Origin of the sequence: Enterococcus sp. DIV0574, assembly GCF_051711125.1 — a bacterium.
GTDB classification, from domain to species: domain Bacteria; phylum Bacillota; class Bacilli; order Lactobacillales; family Enterococcaceae; genus Enterococcus_D; species Enterococcus_D gallinarum.
The window spans coordinates 454,677-472,072 of the sequence record NZ_JBIOMA010000001.1; the positions used below are offsets into that span (position 1 = coordinate 454,677).

Genomic DNA, 17,396 nt, shown 5'->3' on the forward strand with positions numbered 1-17,396 from the left:
ATCTTGTCAATCACTCGAACCCTTGAACAAGCGCAATTTTTAAGCGATTGTTCACTGTTTGTTTGGGTGCTTTTATTTGGTGTGAAGGAGTCTTTGATTCGTTTTAGTGAGAGTTCCATAAGATAAATTTCGGGAATTTTTTAAGAGGAAATTGGGAAGAACCTGTCAAATCCTTTCGCTATAATGAATGAGTAGAAAATAATAAGCGTTTTCAGGAGGAAAGAGATGACAGTAAGAATTGGAATCATTGGTTGCGGTGGGATTGCGAATGGCAAACACATGCCGGCATTATCACAAGTAAAAGAAGCGGAAATGGTCGCATTTTGTGATTTGATCGTCGAACGAGCAGTGGAAGCTAAAACAGCTTTCGGTACAGAAGATGCCCAGGTATTCAGCGACTACAAAGAAATGTTAGCAGAAGCTGAATTAGATGTTGTGCATGTTTGTACACCAAATGCTTCTCACGCGGAATTGTCCATCGCAGCATTAGAAGCAGATTGCCATGTAATGTGCGAAAAACCAATGGCAAAAACGACAGAAGAAGCAAAAGCAATGATCGATGCCGCTAATCGAACAGGCAAAAAATTAACGATCGGTTATCAAAATCGTTTTAGAAAAGATTCCCGCTACTTGCACGAGGTTTGTGCGGAAGGACAATTAGGCAATATCTATTTTGGGAAAGCCCATGCCATCCGTCGTCGTGCAGTACCAACTTGGGGTGTCTTTCTAGACGAAGAAGCTCAAGGCGGGGGACCATTGATCGACATCGGTACGCATGCTCTTGATTTAACATTGTGGATGATGAATAACTACCAACCTAAATTTGTTGTCGGAAAAGCTTACCATGAATTATCTCAGACAAAGAATGCGGCGAACGCTTGGGGGTCATGGGATCCAGAGAAGTTTTCAGTAGAAGACTCTGCTTTTGGATTTGTCGTGATGGAAAATGGCGCAACGATTTTCTTGGAAGCTAGCTGGGCGTTGAACAGTTTAGATGTCAAAGAAGCAAAAACAACATTGATGGGCAGCAAAGCTGGCGCGGATATGAATAATGGCTTAACAATCAATGGCGAAGACCATAGTTTGTTGTATGAAAAAAATATTGAGTTGGAAACTGGTGGTGTCGACTTCTATGAAGGGGACGGCGAAACGCCTGAAATCTTGGAAGCACAATCTTGGATCAACGCCATCATCAATGACACAGAACCTGTGGTCAAGCCGGAAGAGGCAATGGTAGTTACTGAGATTTTAGAAGCAATCTACAAATCCTCAGCAACTGGCGAACCGGTCTACTTGTAAAAGCAGTCGCTAAAAAGGAGCAAAGCATGAAACCAAAAATCGGACTACAGTTATGGAGCATCCAAGAAGCGTGTAAAGAAGACTTGTTCCAAGCACTTGAAAGTGTCAAAAAAAGCGGGTATGACGGAGTCGAATTCGCGGGTTACTACGGTTATTCCGCAACAGAGGTCGCAAACGCGCTAAAAGAATACGACTTGGGAGTTGCTGCTTCTCATCTACCCTTTGAAACATTGCGGGATCATTTTGAAGCAACACTGGCCTATGAAAAAGCGATCGGGAATCACCGACTCGTGGTTCCATATGCTTCATTTGAGACATTCGCAGAATGGCAACAGTTTGCCCGAGAGTTTGCAGAAGTTGCTAAGAAAGCAGCTGCTCAGGGCTTTGAATGCTACTATCACAATCATGCCCATGAATTTACCGAGATTCCTAATAAATCAATGATTGAAGAATTGTTAGCTGAAAATCCAGCACTTAAATTAGAAGCAGATCTTTATTGGATCGCTTATTCCGGCACTGATGTTTTCACTTGGTTGAAAGAACATCAAGAGTCCGTTGGTCTTTTGCATATCAAAGATATGCAGGAAGAACCAAAAGAAAGCACAGAAATCAATAATGGCATTTTACCTATCAAGGACTATGTCACAGTTGCGCAACAATTCCAATTGCCTTGGTTGATCGTGGAACAAGAAGCGTTCCAAAAATACGCACCTTTAGAAGCGACGGCCATCGATTATTTGCAATTAAAAGCTATCGTTGAGGAGGTTTACCAATGATCCATGTCACTGTTTGGAATGAATTTAGACACGAAAAAACAGATGAAACCGTTCAGGCAATGTATCCCGAAGGAATCCACGGACAAATCGCTGCCTTTTTGCAAGCAGATGATTTTCAAGTTCGCACAGCAACCTTGGATGAACCAGAACACGGATTAACAAACGAAGTATTAGCTGATACCGATGTGCTCGTTTGGTGGGGGCATATGGCCCATGATGAAGTACAAGACGAAATCGTTCAGCGCGTTCAACAACGGGTGTTAGAAGGAATGGGTCTGATTGTCCTCCATTCTGGTCACTTCTCAAAAGTCTTCAAGAAATTGATGGGCACTTCCTGTGACTTGAAATGGCGCGTGGATGATCAGCATTGTCGAATTTGGAATATCAACCCGAGTCATCCAATCGTAGAAGGTGTCGGCGAATTTATTGAACTTGAGAAAGAAGAAATGTATGGGGAACACTTTGACATCCCAACTCCAGACGAATTGATCTTTGTTAGCTGGTTCCCAGGAGGCGAAGTCTTCCGCAGCGGCTGCACCTTCCGTCGTGGCAATGGCAAGATCTTTTATTTCCAACCTGGGCATGAGACGTTTCCGAGTTATTACAACGAAAAAGTACAAAAAGTTATCAAAAACGCGGCACGTTGGTGCGCACCAACAGAAAATACGTACCCAACGTACGGCCATTATCAAGCCAATGAGGAGGTAGGCAAATGAAATTAGGAGTATTTACGCCATTATTCAATCATTTAACGTTTGAAGAAATGATCACAGAAGTTGCAGAAAAAGGATTGCAGACAGTTGAGATCGGTACAGGAGGTTCTCCAGGCAATGCCCACTTGGATATCGATAAGTTGCTTGCTAGTGAAGCAGACCGGAAAGAATATTTAGCTAAATTAGCCGACAAAGGACTAGAAATCTCGGCGTTAAGCTGTCACAACAATCCCATTTCGCCTTTAAAAAATGAAGCGCAGGAAGCAGATGAATTATTACGCAAAACGATCAAGCTGGCCAGTTTGATGAATGTCCCTGTCGTCAATGGATTCTCTGGTGTTTCGGGAGGAAATGCAACAGACACGCAAGTCAACTGGCCTGTTCTGCCATGGCCAACGGAATACGATGATAATTACAACTATCAATGGGAGCAAAAGCTGATCCCTTATTGGAAAGAAATCAATACCGAGGCAGAAGCTGCTGGTGTAAAAATCGGTATTGAGCTGCATGGCGGATTCTTGGCTCATACGCCTTATACGATGTTAAAACTTCGCGACGCTGCAGGTAAAGCAATTGGTTGTAACCTTGATCCAAGCCATTTGTGGTGGCAAGGGATCGATCCAGTGGCAGCAGTCAAGATTTTAGGTGAAGCAGATGCGATTCATCATTTTCATGCCAAAGATACGTATCTTGATCAAGATAATATCAACATGCATGGGTTGACAGACATGCAGCCATACAGCAATGTCAAAACAAGAGCTTGGACTTTCCGCTCTGTTGGCTGCGGGCACAGCTTGCAAGTTTGGTCGGACATCATTTCCGCATTGCGGATCTATGGGTATGATTATGTCTTGAGTATCGAGCATGAAGATCCAATCATGTCTGTTGATGAAGGATTGAACCGAGCAATCACTAATTTGAAATCGATTATGATCAAAGAAGAACCATCCGCAATGTGGTGGGTGTAACGAGGAGTATAGAAAATGAGTGCAATCAATTTTGTTGTCATCGGTTATGGCGGTATGGGTGCTTACCATGTGCACAACATCCTGCCGAATGAAAATGAACGGATCCATATTGTGGGAACCTATGATATTTCGGAAGAAAGACAAGCTATTTCACAAGAAAAAGGGCATAAAATCTATAAAAGTTATGAAGAAGTCTTAGCAGATGAAACCATTGAAGCAGTGCTGATCGCAACGCCGAATGATTTGCATAAGGATTTGTCGATCGCAGCCCTCAGAGCGGGTAAGCATGTTGTATGTGAGAAACCTGTTGCTTTAAACACTGCTGAACTAGACGAAATCGTTGCTGTGGCCAAAGAAACAGGCAATACATTTATGGTCCATCAAAACCGTCGCTGGGATCCAGACTTTCTGATCGTTCGCGATTTATATCGTAATAGGCAGATCGGTGATCTTTTCCAAATCGAATCACGGGTCCAAGGTGCAAATGGCATCCCAGGTGATTGGCGCCATGTGAAAAAACAAGGAGGCGGCATGGTATTAGACTGGGGCGTTCACTTGTTGGATCAAATACTTTGGTTAGTGGACAGTCCAGTGAAAGATGTGAAAGCTGACTTAAGCTATATTCTGGGAGAAGAAGTCGACGATGGATTCTTTGCTTTGATCACATTTGAAAATGGTGTCAAAGCAATCGTGGAAGTTGGGACCTCCAATTACACCCAATTGCCTCGCTGGTACATTAAGGGAATTGAAGGAACTGCTACGATCCAAGATTGGGCGTTGAATGGTAAGATGGTTCGGGCAACTGGCCGCGAAGATGTTGCCGCACCTAAACCTGTCCAAGCAGGTGTTGGATTAACGAAAACAATGGCACCGCCATCTGAATTGGCTGCAGAATCAATCCCATTTCCAGAAGCGAAAGCCGATTTTGATCCTTTCTACAAGAATTTTTATCATGTAGTCCGTCACGGTGCTGAACCAATTGTCAAAAATGAAGAAGTTCGCAACGTCATGGAATTGATCGAACGAATCTTTGCCGTAGCCAGCGCAAAATAAGAGCAATCAAGACACAGAAAAACGAATCCCGCCATAGCAAATGATCCCTGTTAAATCTTGCAGTCAAAGGAGAGTTAACAGAGATCATCAAGTGATGCAGGTGATTGTTTGCCTGTGTCTTTTTTTATTCCGAAATATAAAAATTGAAAAGCAGATCCTGCGGGTAATTGCCCCAACGATCGCCAAAAATAGTTAGACCGCCAGCGTTTTCTGCGGTTGCCGGTGCTGCAATTTTGAATGTAAAGAAATCACTGTGATCCAAATCGATCTCGCTTAAGTTATGGTCGGTCAGCTTTTCTCCGTCGATCGAAGTATCAAAACGGTTGATCCGCAGATGTTTCAACAAGCCGTATTGACTGAACTCATCGATCCACCATTGAGGGGTCAATGCCCCCCGTACATCTGAAAAGTTTCCTGGAACAGTATAGGTTCCTAAACAGACATCGTTGATATAGAAAGAAATATCACTCGGCCAATAATTATTGGAAATAGGGAATTCAGAAGCAATCTCCATGCTGATTTCCAGCATTTCGATTTTTTCCCCATTTTTTAGCGGTTTCGGAATTTTGTACTCTAAGAATCCATTGTTTAACCAGATAATACTGGCATCTACTCGTTCTTGTGCCAAAAAGGATTTAGGATCATCCAATGCGCCGATCAGGCGATCTTTTGTAGCCATTCCACAAGAAGCTTCGGCTCTAAAATCAGTGAAGTGACCAATTTTCACAGGTAATGAAGTCAAATTCATTTCTGGAAATACTTTTTCGGGGAAGTTGATGTTGATGAAATCAGTCTTTAAAGCTAGAAACTTCTTTTTCCAATCTTTTCCCGTTCCTTTTTCTAATCTGATCAATTGTGCCTGCTCTAATTTTTTGATGTGCTTGGTCATGAGTGCGTTGCTGATTGCCAGTTTTTCCCCAATCTCACTGATGCTTTTTCTTTCCCCGCCTAACTCTCTCAAAATTGCCAAACGCGTCTCATTGGCTAAAGCTTCATAAACCGGTAAAGAGGTTTTCTCTAAATTTAATTCCATTCTATTCACCTCGTTATACTTTTTTGTTAATTGATTGCGCAGGTTTATTATAACATAACTTGATGATTTTACACTATAGTTAAACGATATAAATATTTTATTTTAGTTGTTAAATAGCTGTTGATAGCGCTTTATTTTGATGTTAATTTAACGGTGTAAACAGTTTGGTTTTTATTGTTGTTGAAAAAAGTAAAGTGAGTTGGAATATCGTTTTACAAATAAGTTAAATAATAGGAGCGTGGAAAAATGAAATTTAGTAAAGCAGCTATAGTAGTAGGGGCGACGTTGCTGTGTGGCATCGTATTGTCAGCATGTGGAAGTGGCGGCGGCAACTCAAGCAAGAGTTCTGAAATTTTGTTATGGTCATCCACAACTGGACCAGATGGGGAGAAAATCAAAAAGACGATTGACGAATACAATGCGACGGATCCGGATTTCAAAGTGAAATTAGTGAGTATGCAAGGGGATACCTTCACCTCAAAACTAACTACAGCAGGTAAATCGGGGAAAGGTGTACCAGATTTGGCTTTAGTCGCTTCAGAAGCACTTCCCACCTATAAGAACCAAGAGATGCTGGATTCTTGGGATGACATGATCAAAGGTACAGAGCTAGATCGCAGCAATTATGTTGAAGCAGCTTGGGATACCGGCACTCTTGAGGACAGCCAGTATGGGATTCCTGCCACCATGGGGTCGTGGGTCATGTATTACAACAAAGATCTGGTAGACAAATACATTCCTGGAGCATTAGATGATGGCATCGTGACCTATGAAGAAATCAATCAGGCAGGTGAAAAAGCAAAAGCAGATGGCGTTTATAGCTTTGGTTATACCTGGGGGATGCAGAATTATTCCAATCTATATCAGCAAATGGGCGGGCAATGGCAAGATCAAGATGGCAAGATCAATATCGATAATGAGTATTCGTATAACACGGTACAGGAGTTCAAAAATTTGTATGATGCGGGCTACATGGTGCCAGACGGGGAAGATGCCAATAAACTTTTTGCGAATCAACAGCTGATCTTCTTGCCAGAAGGAACGTGGATGTTGAGCAATATGGAAGAAATCAGTGACTTTGAGTGGGGAGAAACCTTTACACCGCAATGGGATGCGGAAAATATCGTTCAAGGATCGGGAGTTGATCAGTTTGCGATGTTTAAGACAAAAGAAGAACGGTCTGATGAAAAGAAAGAGGGAATGGTGGATTTCTTGACTTGGTTGCAGGCAAACCAGTTAGAATGGGTGAAATCTGGCGCCAATCCAACTTCACTAGCGATGCTTGACAATGAGGAATATGTCAAGATGCCGCAATCTTTCTTGTTGAAAACAGAAAAAGGACAGGCGGCGATCTCTGTGAATGCAGTCGATGGATTGTCTTACATTTTTGATGAATACGACAATCGTTCTTGGGACATGATCACTGGAAAAGCCGATATTAAAGATACCTTTGGTGAAATCCAAAAAGTCGTGGAAGAGAAAATGAAATAGTCGCAGGGTCTGTGACAAAAGCTGAAGGCAAAGAAGATAGTGCTCAGACATGTCGAGAAGGCACATACCAAAAGAGGACTCATATAAGATTTCTCAAAGAGTGGCCTTTTGATCTGGTTAGCTTGGCAACTTACACGAAAGAGCATCTTCCATGCAGAAGTGGTTTTTGTCACAGTCTTTTTCTAGTCGATTTTATCAAGGCATGAAAGGATGCGTAATGTATGAGTAGCAAAAAAAAGCTCAGTGGTTGGCCCGTTTTGTTTATCGGTCCCCACATGATTCTTTTTATTTTATTCTTTTTGGTTCCTGCTGTAATTGGTGTTTATGTTTCCTTTACCGAATGGGATCTTTTTAGTTCACCGATTTTTATTGGTTTAGACAATTTTAAGACGATTCTATTTGATCAAGACTCGCTGTATCATACGCAATTTTTCAATGGGATGAAAAACACGCTATTCTTTGCAGTGATATCAGTACCTCTGTGTATCGCGATTCCATTGCTATTAGCTGTGGCATTGTCCGCAAAGCCAAAGATGATGCGCTTTTTTCAATCGGTTCTTTACTTGCCGACATTGTTTGCCATCTCTGCTGTAATGATCATTTGGGGGTTTCTGTTAAGTAAATCCTTTGGCCCGATCAAAGAAGTTTTTGGGATAGATATCAATTTTGTCGGGACACAACCATGGGCCTGGATCGCGATTTTGATCGTAACGATTTGGTGGACATTAGGAGGAAATTTGATCATTTATGTAGCTGCGTTGAACGGTGTGCCCAGGGAACAAATGGAGGCAGCCGAGCTTGACGGAGCCAGCAGTGTAGTGAAGTTTTTCCGGATTTCGTTGCCGAGTATTCGGAATCAGCTGATTTTTACAACAGTCATGACGACTATTGCTCAATTCAATATTTATGGACAGCCATTGATGCTGACCGGGGGTGGTCCGAACAATTCGACGAGAGTACTCATGATGTATATTCAAGAGAATGCTTTTGGCAGTAGTACGTCCGTTGCCGGTATGTCATCGGCGATGGCGATTTTACTAGGGATCGTTATCATGATCGTTTCGGTCTTTCAATTTATCATGATCAAAAAATTAGAGAGGTAAGGGGACAGCCATGCGAGAAAATAAAGTAGGAAAAAGAGTCGCATTTATCGTATTAGCTATTGTTTGTATTGTCTGGATTTTTCCTCTGATATGGGCTATTTTTACCTCTTTCAAATCAGATGCTGAGATTCAAAAAGTTGGCTTTAGCCTGATTCCTAAAGAGTGGACTTTCGCAAACTTTTTAGGGTTGTTGCAGGGGAATGATTCATCGCCAGTCTTTCGCTGGTTTTTGAATTCGATGATCATTTCAACAGCCCACATATTGTTGGTGATGGTGATCGTTTCTTTTGCGGCTTATGGCTATACACGGCTGACGTTTAAAGGTCGAGACTTGATTTTTGCATTATTGCTGGGAACGATGATGTTTCCTGGTGTCGTCAATTTGATCCCCAATTTCAAAATCGTGGATACATTAGGCTGGACCAACACGTTTCTAGCCGTGATCGTTCTTGGCGCAGCAGGTGTCTATAACATTTTTCTAGTTCGTCAGTTTATCTTAGGGATTCCTAAAGAATTGGATGAGTCGGCTGTAATCGATGGGGCCAATGAATTTCAGATTTTTTATCATATTATTCTGCCACTGATCAAGCCGGTTTTAACCGTCGTTGCGTTATTTAGTTTTACTGGTTAGTGGAACGACTTCTTGTGGCCTTCTATCGTTATGAGCGATATTGATAAACTGCCTATCACGCCGGGACTTCAGTTGCTGCAAGGGCAATATATGACGTATCCGGGAGTAGGAGCTGCAGGAGCTCTTTTAGCATTGATCCCGACATTCCTTTTATATTTAGTGGCGCAAAAGAGTTTCATGGAATCAATGTCATTGCAAAGTGGTATAAAATAAATTGTTTTTTGGAGGAACTATGAGCAGAAATGAATACCCTAGACCCCAGTTTCAACGAGAAAACTGGCTGAATTTAAATGGAGAATGGCACTTCGCCTTTGATGATAAAAATGTAGGACTAAAAGAGAAATGGTATCAAGAGGAGGAAGCCTATCCGCATAGAATCAAGGTGCCCTTCGTCTATCAAAGCGAATTGAGCGGGATCAACCAACGAGAATCTCACGATATTGTCTGGTATTACCGGACATTCACAGTGCAGGCAATGGACAGTCAACGTGTAGTCTTGCATTTTGGTGCGGTGGATTACGAGGCGGATGTCTTTGTCAATGGTTGTCATGTAACGAATCATCAAGGCGGTCATACCTCTTTTGAAGTAGATATTACCGATTATTTGGTCGACGGTCAGCAAGCGATAAGTGTGCGTGCATTTGATCCTCATGCAGATGAAAGTATTCCTCGAGGAAAACAATTCTGGGAGACAGAATCTGCTGGTATCTGGTATACGAATTCTACCGGGATTTGGCAGCCAGTATGGTTGGAAGTCGTTTCAGAGACTTATTTGAAAGAAATCAATTTGACTCCAAATTTTGATGAGGGGACCGTGACTGTTGAAACGATCTTGAATCAGTTCCAGCCGCAGTGTGAACTGGACTATCGGATCTCTTTTAAAGAACAGCTAATCGCAGCGGGGAGACTGTCTGCAGATTCGGCAAAAATGAAGTTCAATGTCGATCTTTTTCAGGAACATATTTTCAGAAGCAATTTCCATCATGACGGTTGGTCTTGGACACCGGAAAATCCCCGGTTATTTGATATTAAACTTTCTTTAATCAACGATGGAGAAACAATTGACTACCTGAAAAGTTATTTCGGCATGCGTAAAATCCATACGGAAAACGGCATGGTCTATTTGAACAACAAACCTTACTATCAAAAGTTGATTTTGGATCAAGGGTACTGGCCTAGTGGCCTCTTGACTGCACCGTCAGATGAAGACTTTAAAAAAGACATCTTACTAGCAAAAGAAATGGCCTTCAATGGTTGCCGCAAACATCAAAAAACAGAAGATCCGCGCTTTTTGTACTGGGCGGATCAGTTAGGTTTTCTGGTTTGGGTAGAATGTGCGGCTCCGGCGATTTACAATGAAGATTCTGTTGAACGACTGATGCGGGAATGGACCGAGATCATTGCCAGAGACTTTAGCCATCCCTCCATTGTGACTTGGGTGCCGATCAATGAAAGCTGGGGCGTGCCAAAGATTTCCTTTGACCGAACACAGCAACATTTCTCTCAAGCAATGTATCATTTCTTGCACGCATTGGATAAAACACGATTAGTGATCTCAAATGATGGTTGGGCAATGACAGAAACAGATATTTGCGCCATTCACAACTATGCCCATGGCCAAAAAGAAGAAACTGAGAAATATGATTACTTTAAAGAAACCCTCCGAACTCGCGAAAATCTGATTAAGCGGCTTTCTACTCCGTGGCCGATTTTTGCCAACGGCTTTTCTTATCAGGAGCAACCAATCTTGTTAACGGAATTTGGTGGCATCGGCTTTGATGTATCGGGACAACCAGGTTGGGGGTATACGTCAGTCGACAATGAAGTTGAATTCTTAAAGGACTACCAACGGGTGCTGTCGGCTGTCTATGCTTCAGTAGGGCTCTGGGGATATTGCTATACGCAATTGACCGATGTCGAACAGGAGATCAATGGGTTATTGACTTATGACCGTCAGCCTAAAGTGGACTTGGCAGCAATCAAAGCTATCAATGATCAATTTCATGTTTCTCAAGTTGAATGATATGCAGACGGCAACATTGGAAAGGAGAGACAATGAGAAAAAATGGTATTATTTGTGCATTGATTTTGGCGACTCCTTTCGTAGGAGGTTGCGGTACTTCTCATGAAACGCTGGTTGACGATTTCACAGCGATCATCGACAACGATGGTGCAGACCCGTGGATTTTTCAAGATGAGAAATATTATTATTATACGAAAACTACTGGTAACAACTTAACCCTTTGGCGTTCGGAAAATCTGACTGAAGTAGCAGCGGGGGAGAAAAAAGTCATCTGGGAAATGCCTGCGGAGTTTGAAAGTATCTGGGCACCGGAACTTCATCAGCTGGATGGTACGTGGGTCGTTTATTTTGCGGCCAATCATCCCTCAGAAACCCACCGGATGTATGTACTAGTCAACGAAAACCAGGATCCTTACAGTGATGATTGGCAGTTGGAAGAAATCAAAGGACTGGATGACAAGTTTGCTATTGATGGAACTGTCCTCGAATTAGACGAACAACGGTATTTCCTTTGGTCAGGTTGGGAAGGATATGAAAATATTGCCCAAAATATTTATATTGCTGAAATGATCTCACCTACAGAAGTCATTGGTGAAAAGCAGCTGATTTCGACTCCGGAATACGAATGGGAAATGCGGCAAACGCCGTTGATTAACGAAGCACCTCAAGTGATCATCAAAGAAGATACGGTGAATGTGGTCTATTCGGCTAGTGGAAGTTGGGACAATGATTATGCACTGGGACTTTTGACAATGGATCGCCAAGATGATCCATTAGATACCCGAAGTTGGACGAAAGAATCCGAACCGATCTTTCAGCAGACAGAAACTGTTTTTGGTCCCGGGCACAATGGGTTTGCCAAGTCGAAAGACGGCACCGAAGACTGGTTGATATTTCACGCTGCTCGTTGGGATCATTCTGGCTGGCAACGCTCGATTCGTTTGCAGCCGATCAAATGGGAAGAAAACAAGCTGAAATTAGAAGTTCCTTTAGCGGATAATGAAACACAGAAGCTTCCCAGTGGTGAAGCAAAAAGGATCCGAATGACCGCCAGTGATGCGCTTCTTGAAGGTGATTTAGTAACAGTGACAGACGAGGAAGCATTGATGAAAAAAGTGGTTCAAGGGTTTGAATCGATCGAAGATCGTTTGGTTTTTCAACCAACAATGGGACAGGCTAGTGAAGCGACGGTCATCGTTTATCTTAAAACTCAAGATTATTTGTCATTGAATGAGCCCGTGTATGTTCAACTGAAAACAGATGATGACAGCCAACGTTTGGCGGTCTATCCGTCACAATACTATCAGCCTATCCAAACTACTATGAATTTGAAAGCAGGCACTATCAAAATCGAAGTGTCTTCAGAAATTGGGGTCGACACACTGAGTGTCGATCGGATGGAGATCATACCAAAAGAGGGAGAATAGTTTCTAGAGCTGCTTTCAGTGGTTTAGATATCATAACACTGAAAGCAATGGCGTGGCTCAAATGGCCATGCTGTGATCTGTCTTGTTCAATTTAGGGCTGTTCTTCGATCCGAATGAAGCAAACTAACATCCTAAAGCAGTGTCATGGACAGACGTGCCATGATACTGTTTTTTTTTGAGTAATTAGGATGAGCCGCTGATAGAGCTCTAGGCCAAGATAGGCAGTTTTCCTTCTTCCATGTATAATAAAGACAAATGGGACGGAGCAAATCGTTTTACAAAGTAGACGTAAAAGTAAATGCAAATGAGGTGAATGGATGAAAACCAGGCAAGAAATGATTCGATCTTCAAACGGCAAAGATCAACTTTATGTGAAAATTTGGCAGCCGGAGGGACAGTCCAAAGGAATGCTTCAGCTGATCCATGGCATGATTGAACACATTGAACGGTACGATCCGTTTGCTCAATATCTCGTTTCAAAAGGATTCACAGTGATCGGTCATGATCACTTGGGACACGGGAAAACAGTAGCTGAGCAAAACGAGTATGGGACATTTGGAGAAACAAATGGTGCGGATTATCTTGTAGCAGATGTGGGATTGGTTCAGCGTTTTGCGTTGGAGCAGTTTCCAGCTCAACCTTATTATCTTTTAGGTCATAGTATGGGCTCTTTGGTTTTGCGCAATTTTTTGTATCAGAAAAATACAAAATTGGCAGGAGCAATCATTATGGGGACGACACTGGAAGCGCCGGCCAAAATGACCAGTGCCGCTTTATTGACGAAGTCGTTGATGCCTTTTCGACAGCAAGCATGGCCCTATCGCGTGATGGAAAATCTGGTTTTTGGTCAACATAATCGGCGGTTTCAGCCCAACCGAACGGCGAAAGATTGGTTGTCCAGTGATCCCCAACAAGTAGATGCTTATTTAGCAGATCCGCATACGCAATTTCATTTTTCATTAAGTGCCTATCGAGATTTGTTTTTATTGACAAAAAAAGCGAGTGCCCCCCGCCTGTTGCAGAAAATCGATCGCGAATTGCCGTTACTGCTGATTTCAGGAAAAGAAGATCCTGTGGGCCATTATGGCAAGAGTGTCCGTAAGCTAGCAAACTATTTGAACCAGCAAGGGCAGCGGCATCTGACAGTTTATTTGCTGGAAGGCGGTCGTCACGAGATCTTAAATGAAACCAATAAACAAGTCGTATTTCATGAAATCTGGCAATGGTTAGAAAGCAATTGAGGAACGTTATCAATTGCTTTCATCTTTTTTTCAGAAAATTGAGAATTTTAATTATTTTTAACCTTTTTTCATATTCCTCCTTCTGCTATAATGGGTGTCACATCTAACAACAAAGGAGAGATTTTTGTATGACTGTTTATAACTTTTCAGCTGGTCCCGCCGTCTTGCCCCGCCCCGTATTGGAAAGAGCTCAATCCGAGCTTTTGGATTATCGTGGCAGTGGGATGTCCGTTATGGAGCTGAGTCATCGGTCTTCCTTGTTTGAAGAGATCATTCAAGACGCAGAAGCCCTCTTGCGGGAATTGATGGCGATCCCGGATAACTATCGGGTGCTGTTTTTGCAAGGTGGAGCAAGTCTGCAATTTAGTATGGTGCCATTAAATTTAGCGAAAAACAAAAAGGCCCTTTATATCAACACGGGCTCTTGGTCAAAAAAAGCGATTCAAGCGGCTGAAGCAGTTGCTACGGTTGAGGTGATCGCATCAAGTGAAGATAAGCATTTTACTTATATTCCAGAAATCACAGTAGATAACATCGACCAAACAGCGACTTATCTGCATATTACTACGAATAATACGATTGAAGGAACAGCTTTTCAGACGATTCCGGATGCTGGCAAAGTCCCGATCATTGCTGACATGTCATCAAATATCTTGGCCAATGAGTATCGTGTAGAAGATTTCGGTATGATCTATGCAGGTGCCCAAAAGAACATTGGACCAGCAGGATTGACGGTGGTTATTATTCGAGAAGATTTATTAAATGAAGAAGCGGTCTTTGCTCCAATGTTGGACTATCGTCTTCAAGCTGACAACGGTTCCCTTTACAATACGCCGCCTACTTACAGCATTTATATCGCAAAACTGGTTTTTGAGTGGTTGAAAGAATTAGGCGGTGTAGCAGCGATTACTGCGCAAGACCGACAAAAAGCTGCACTGCTCTATCAAGCGATCGAAGCATCGAACTTGTTTAGCAGTCCCGTAGACAAAAATAGCCGCTCCCTAACGAACATTCCTTTTATCACTGGCGATAAGGAGCTGGATCGACAATTTAATGAAGCTGCAGAAGCAGCCGGCTTTAAAAACTTAAAAGGACACCGTTCGGTAGGCGGTATGCGAGCAAGTTTGTACAATGCGTTCCCTATCGAAGGCGTTCAGGCACTTGTCGATTTCATGAAATCATTCGAAGCGGAGGTCAAATAAATGTATCAGATCAAGACATTCAATGCGATTGCACCAGAAGGGCTTCAAAGGCTAAACAAAGAAAAATATGCCATCAATGAAAGTGATGAGCCAGAAGGAATCTTGCTGCGAAGCCAAAAGCTGCATGACTATCCTTTTCCAAAAAGTGTATTAGGGATTGCGCGAGCTGGAGCTGGTACGAACAATATTCCGGTCAAAGAATGTACAGAACAAGGCATCGTCGTCTTCAATACCCCAGGAGCTAATGCAAATGCAGTCAAAGAGTTGGTTATTGCAAGCTTGTTATTAAGTGTTCGCCCGATTCTCCAAGGTGCTCAATGGGTCCAAACACTGAACGGATCAGATGTAGAGGAACAGGCAGAAGCCAACAAAAAGCAATTCGCCGGTACGGAACTAGAAGGCAAAAAGCTTGGTGTGGTTGGGTTAGGCTCGATTGGTGCCATGGTCGCTAACGATGCCTACCGCTTAGGGATGGAAGTTGTGGGCTATGATCCTTATGTTTCGGTGGACACAGCGTGGACCATCTCCCGCAGAGTCAAACGGGCCAATGATTTAGCAGAAATTTTCACAACCTGTGATTTCATTACTCTTCACGTGCCATTGATGGAAAACACCCGCCATTTAGTGGGCAAGAATGAATTGGCCAAAATGAAGCCAACGGCTAAACTGTTTAACTTTTCTCGTAGTGAGATCGTTGATACAGCTGCAGCTCTTGCTGCGTTAGATAATAATGAGATTGCTGGTTATACAACTGATTTTGCAGACGAACGCTTACTGGGCCATGACAACGTGCTAGTTCTACCGCATTTAGGAGCATCGACAGAAGAGGCTGAGATCAATTGTGCCAAAATGGCTGCCCGCACATTGAAGAAATTTTTGGAGTTTGGGACGATCAAACGCTCAGTGAATTTTCCAACCGTAGAAATGGCGTTCCATTCGCCGTATCGTTTAACAGTGATTAACCGCAACGTGCCAAATATGCTAGGACAAATTTCCTCGATCATCGCTGAATCTGGAATCAACATCGATAATATGTTGAATCGCGGACGTGACGACTATGCCTACACATTGGTGGATGTCGGAGCAACAGATGCTGCATTGCTTGAAGCGGTGGCAGATAAATTACGAGCTAAAGAAGATATTATTCGCGTGCGAGTGATCAAGAATCAGGAGGTAGGCTATTAATGGTTCAAGTTTTTCCTTTTAAAGCAATCCGCCCACAAACTGACTTAGCAGAGAAAATTGCGGAGTTGCCCTATGATGTAGTCAACACGCAAGAAGCAGCGGCATATGCTGCCGGCAACCCTTACAGCTATTTTCATATCGATCGCTCAGAAATCGATCTGCCAAATATTGCTCCTTATGATCCGCAAGTGTATGCGAAAGCAGCAGAAAATTTGGCTGCTTTTCGAGAAAAAAAATGGCTGATCCAAGACAATGCACCGTCCTATTATTTATATGAGCTGACAATGGCGGGGCGGAGTCAAACTGGGCTTGTTGTTTGCACATCGATTGAGGATTATGTAGCTGGTAAAATCAAAAAACATGAGTTTACTCGACCAGAAAAAGAAGTTGACCGCATCAATCACATCCAAGCTTGTGATGCAAACACGAGTCCAATCTTTCTAAGTTACCGTCAGCCTGAGTCCTTAAAAAAAACGATCCAGGATTGGCAGAGTCACCATCAACCGATCTATGATTTCACGAGTTACCATGAGGTCCATCATCGGGTTTGGCTGATCGATGATTCTGCGGTGATTGCTGCTTTATCACAAGAATTCTCAGCGATTGATGCGTTGTATATCGCTGACGGCCATCATCGTACCGAGTCGGCAGTGAAAGTCGGCTTGCAAAAGCGCAAGGAAAAAAACAATAGTGAGGAAAGCGAGCGCTTCTTAGCGATTTTGTTTCCGGAAAATGAATTGGCGATCTGGGAATACAACCGAGTGGTCAATGTACCGATTCCAGATCATTTCTTCGATCATCTAGCAGAGAAATTTCACATTGAGAAGCCAACTAGCAGCAAGCCTTCTCAAAAGGGAACCTTCTATTTGTATTTGGGCCACGAATGGTTCTCTTTAACCATCAAAGAAGCAGGGAATGACGCAGTCGAAAGTCTGGATGTTTCTCTTTTGCAAAAAAATATCTTAGCGCCATTACTCGGTATTGAAGATGTCCGCACAGATAAGCGCATCGATTTTGTAGGAGGAATTCGTGGTCCAGAAGAATTGGAACGGATGGTGGATTCCGGAGAATGGACAATGGCCTTTTTGATGTATCCAACGCAGATGAAAGATTTATTGGCTGTTGCCGATGCGAATGAGATCATGCCGCCTAAATCTACATGGTTTGAACCCAAATTGTTAAGTGGTCTGTTTTTACATGATTTAGAAACCAAAAGCTAGAAAGCTAAAAAGAAAAAAGCCGCACGTCTGC

At 42.8% G+C, this 17,396-nt stretch carries 14 protein-coding genes and 1 pseudogene; 14 read left to right on the forward strand and 1 reads right to left on the reverse strand.

The genetic code is table 11. The annotated features are described in order from the left end of the window. Nucleotides 1-225 precede the first annotated feature (225 nt). The 5 genes from IGJ45_RS02260 to IGJ45_RS02280 are packed head-to-tail and all read left to right on the forward strand — an operon-like array spanning nucleotide 226 to nucleotide 4,809. Nucleotides 226-1,299, forward strand: a complete 1,074-nt coding sequence (locus tag IGJ45_RS02260) for a Gfo/Idh/MocA family protein (RefSeq protein ID WP_003128720.1) — start codon at nucleotides 226-228, stop codon at nucleotides 1,297-1,299. Between the two features lie 26 nt (nucleotides 1,300-1,325). After that, nucleotides 1,326-2,075: a sugar phosphate isomerase/epimerase family protein gene (locus IGJ45_RS02265; protein WP_060813021.1), complete on the forward strand. Its 750-nt coding sequence runs from the start codon at nucleotides 1,326-1,328 to the stop codon at nucleotides 2,073-2,075. Next, on the forward strand, nucleotides 2,072-2,791 hold the full coding sequence (locus tag IGJ45_RS02270; protein WP_003128724.1) for a ThuA domain-containing protein: 720 nt from the start codon (nucleotides 2,072-2,074) through the stop codon (nucleotides 2,789-2,791). The genes IGJ45_RS02265 and IGJ45_RS02270 overlap by 4 nt, the downstream gene beginning before the upstream one ends. Beyond that, nucleotides 2,788-3,756, forward strand: a complete 969-nt coding sequence (locus tag IGJ45_RS02275) for a sugar phosphate isomerase/epimerase family protein (RefSeq protein WP_003128726.1) — start codon at nucleotides 2,788-2,790, stop codon at nucleotides 3,754-3,756. Before IGJ45_RS02270 ends, IGJ45_RS02275 begins: the two co-directional genes overlap by 4 nt. Before the next feature lie 15 nt (nucleotides 3,757-3,771). Next, nucleotides 3,772-4,809: a Gfo/Idh/MocA family protein gene (locus tag IGJ45_RS02280; RefSeq protein WP_003128728.1), complete on the forward strand. Its 1,038-nt coding sequence runs from the start codon at nucleotides 3,772-3,774 to the stop codon at nucleotides 4,807-4,809. Nucleotides 4,810-4,933: 124 nt separating this feature from the next. Here the strand turns inward: IGJ45_RS02280 and IGJ45_RS02285 are convergent, their stop codons facing one another. Continuing rightward, the gene (locus IGJ45_RS02285) at nucleotides 4,934-5,842 is read right to left on the reverse strand and encodes an ArsR/SmtB family transcription factor (protein ID WP_003128730.1); all 909 of its coding nucleotides are present in this window, start codon (nucleotides 5,840-5,842) and stop codon (nucleotides 4,934-4,936) included. A 246-nt stretch (nucleotides 5,843-6,088) separates the two neighbouring features. Here IGJ45_RS02285 and IGJ45_RS02290 point away from each other — a divergent pair, with 246 nt between their 5' ends. The 9 genes and pseudogenes from IGJ45_RS02290 to IGJ45_RS02330 all read left to right on the forward strand — a co-directional run bounded on the left by IGJ45_RS02290 (nucleotide 6,089) and on the right by IGJ45_RS02330 (nucleotide 17,365). Beyond that, on the forward strand, nucleotides 6,089-7,333 hold the full coding sequence (locus IGJ45_RS02290) for an extracellular solute-binding protein (RefSeq protein WP_005472664.1): 1,245 nt from the start codon (nucleotides 6,089-6,091) through the stop codon (nucleotides 7,331-7,333). Nucleotides 7,334-7,554: 221 nt separating this feature from the next. Continuing rightward, nucleotides 7,555-8,436: a carbohydrate ABC transporter permease gene (locus IGJ45_RS02295; protein ID WP_003128733.1), complete on the forward strand. Its 882-nt coding sequence runs from the start codon at nucleotides 7,555-7,557 to the stop codon at nucleotides 8,434-8,436. 10 nt (nucleotides 8,437-8,446) lie between these two features. Further along, nucleotides 8,447-9,280: pseudogene (locus IGJ45_RS02300) on the forward strand (carbohydrate ABC transporter permease). A gap of 19 nt (nucleotides 9,281-9,299) precedes the next feature. Next, on the forward strand, nucleotides 9,300-11,090 hold the full coding sequence (locus IGJ45_RS02305; RefSeq protein ID WP_147586961.1) for a glycoside hydrolase family 2 protein: 1,791 nt from the start codon (nucleotides 9,300-9,302) through the stop codon (nucleotides 11,088-11,090). A gap of 32 nt (nucleotides 11,091-11,122) precedes the next feature. Beyond that, on the forward strand, nucleotides 11,123-12,517 hold the full coding sequence (locus IGJ45_RS02310) for a glycoside hydrolase family 43 protein (RefSeq protein WP_003128736.1): 1,395 nt from the start codon (nucleotides 11,123-11,125) through the stop codon (nucleotides 12,515-12,517). Nucleotides 12,518-12,834: 317 nt separating this feature from the next. Further along, the gene (locus IGJ45_RS02315) at nucleotides 12,835-13,758 is read left to right on the forward strand and encodes an alpha/beta fold hydrolase (protein WP_003128737.1); all 924 of its coding nucleotides are present in this window, start codon (nucleotides 12,835-12,837) and stop codon (nucleotides 13,756-13,758) included. A 128-nt stretch (nucleotides 13,759-13,886) separates the two neighbouring features. Next, nucleotides 13,887-14,960: a 3-phosphoserine/phosphohydroxythreonine transaminase gene (gene serC / locus IGJ45_RS02320; protein ID WP_003128738.1), complete on the forward strand. Its 1,074-nt coding sequence runs from the start codon at nucleotides 13,887-13,889 to the stop codon at nucleotides 14,958-14,960. Further along, a complete protein-coding gene (locus tag IGJ45_RS02325; protein WP_003128739.1) occupies nucleotides 14,961-16,145 on the forward strand; it encodes a phosphoglycerate dehydrogenase in 1,185 nt (394 codons plus the stop codon). Then, complete coding sequence (locus tag IGJ45_RS02330) at nucleotides 16,145-17,365, forward strand: DUF1015 domain-containing protein (protein ID WP_003128740.1); 1,221 nt, start codon at nucleotides 16,145-16,147, stop codon at nucleotides 17,363-17,365. Before IGJ45_RS02325 ends, IGJ45_RS02330 begins: the two co-directional genes overlap by 1 nt. Nucleotides 17,366-17,396: the final 31 nt, after the last annotated feature.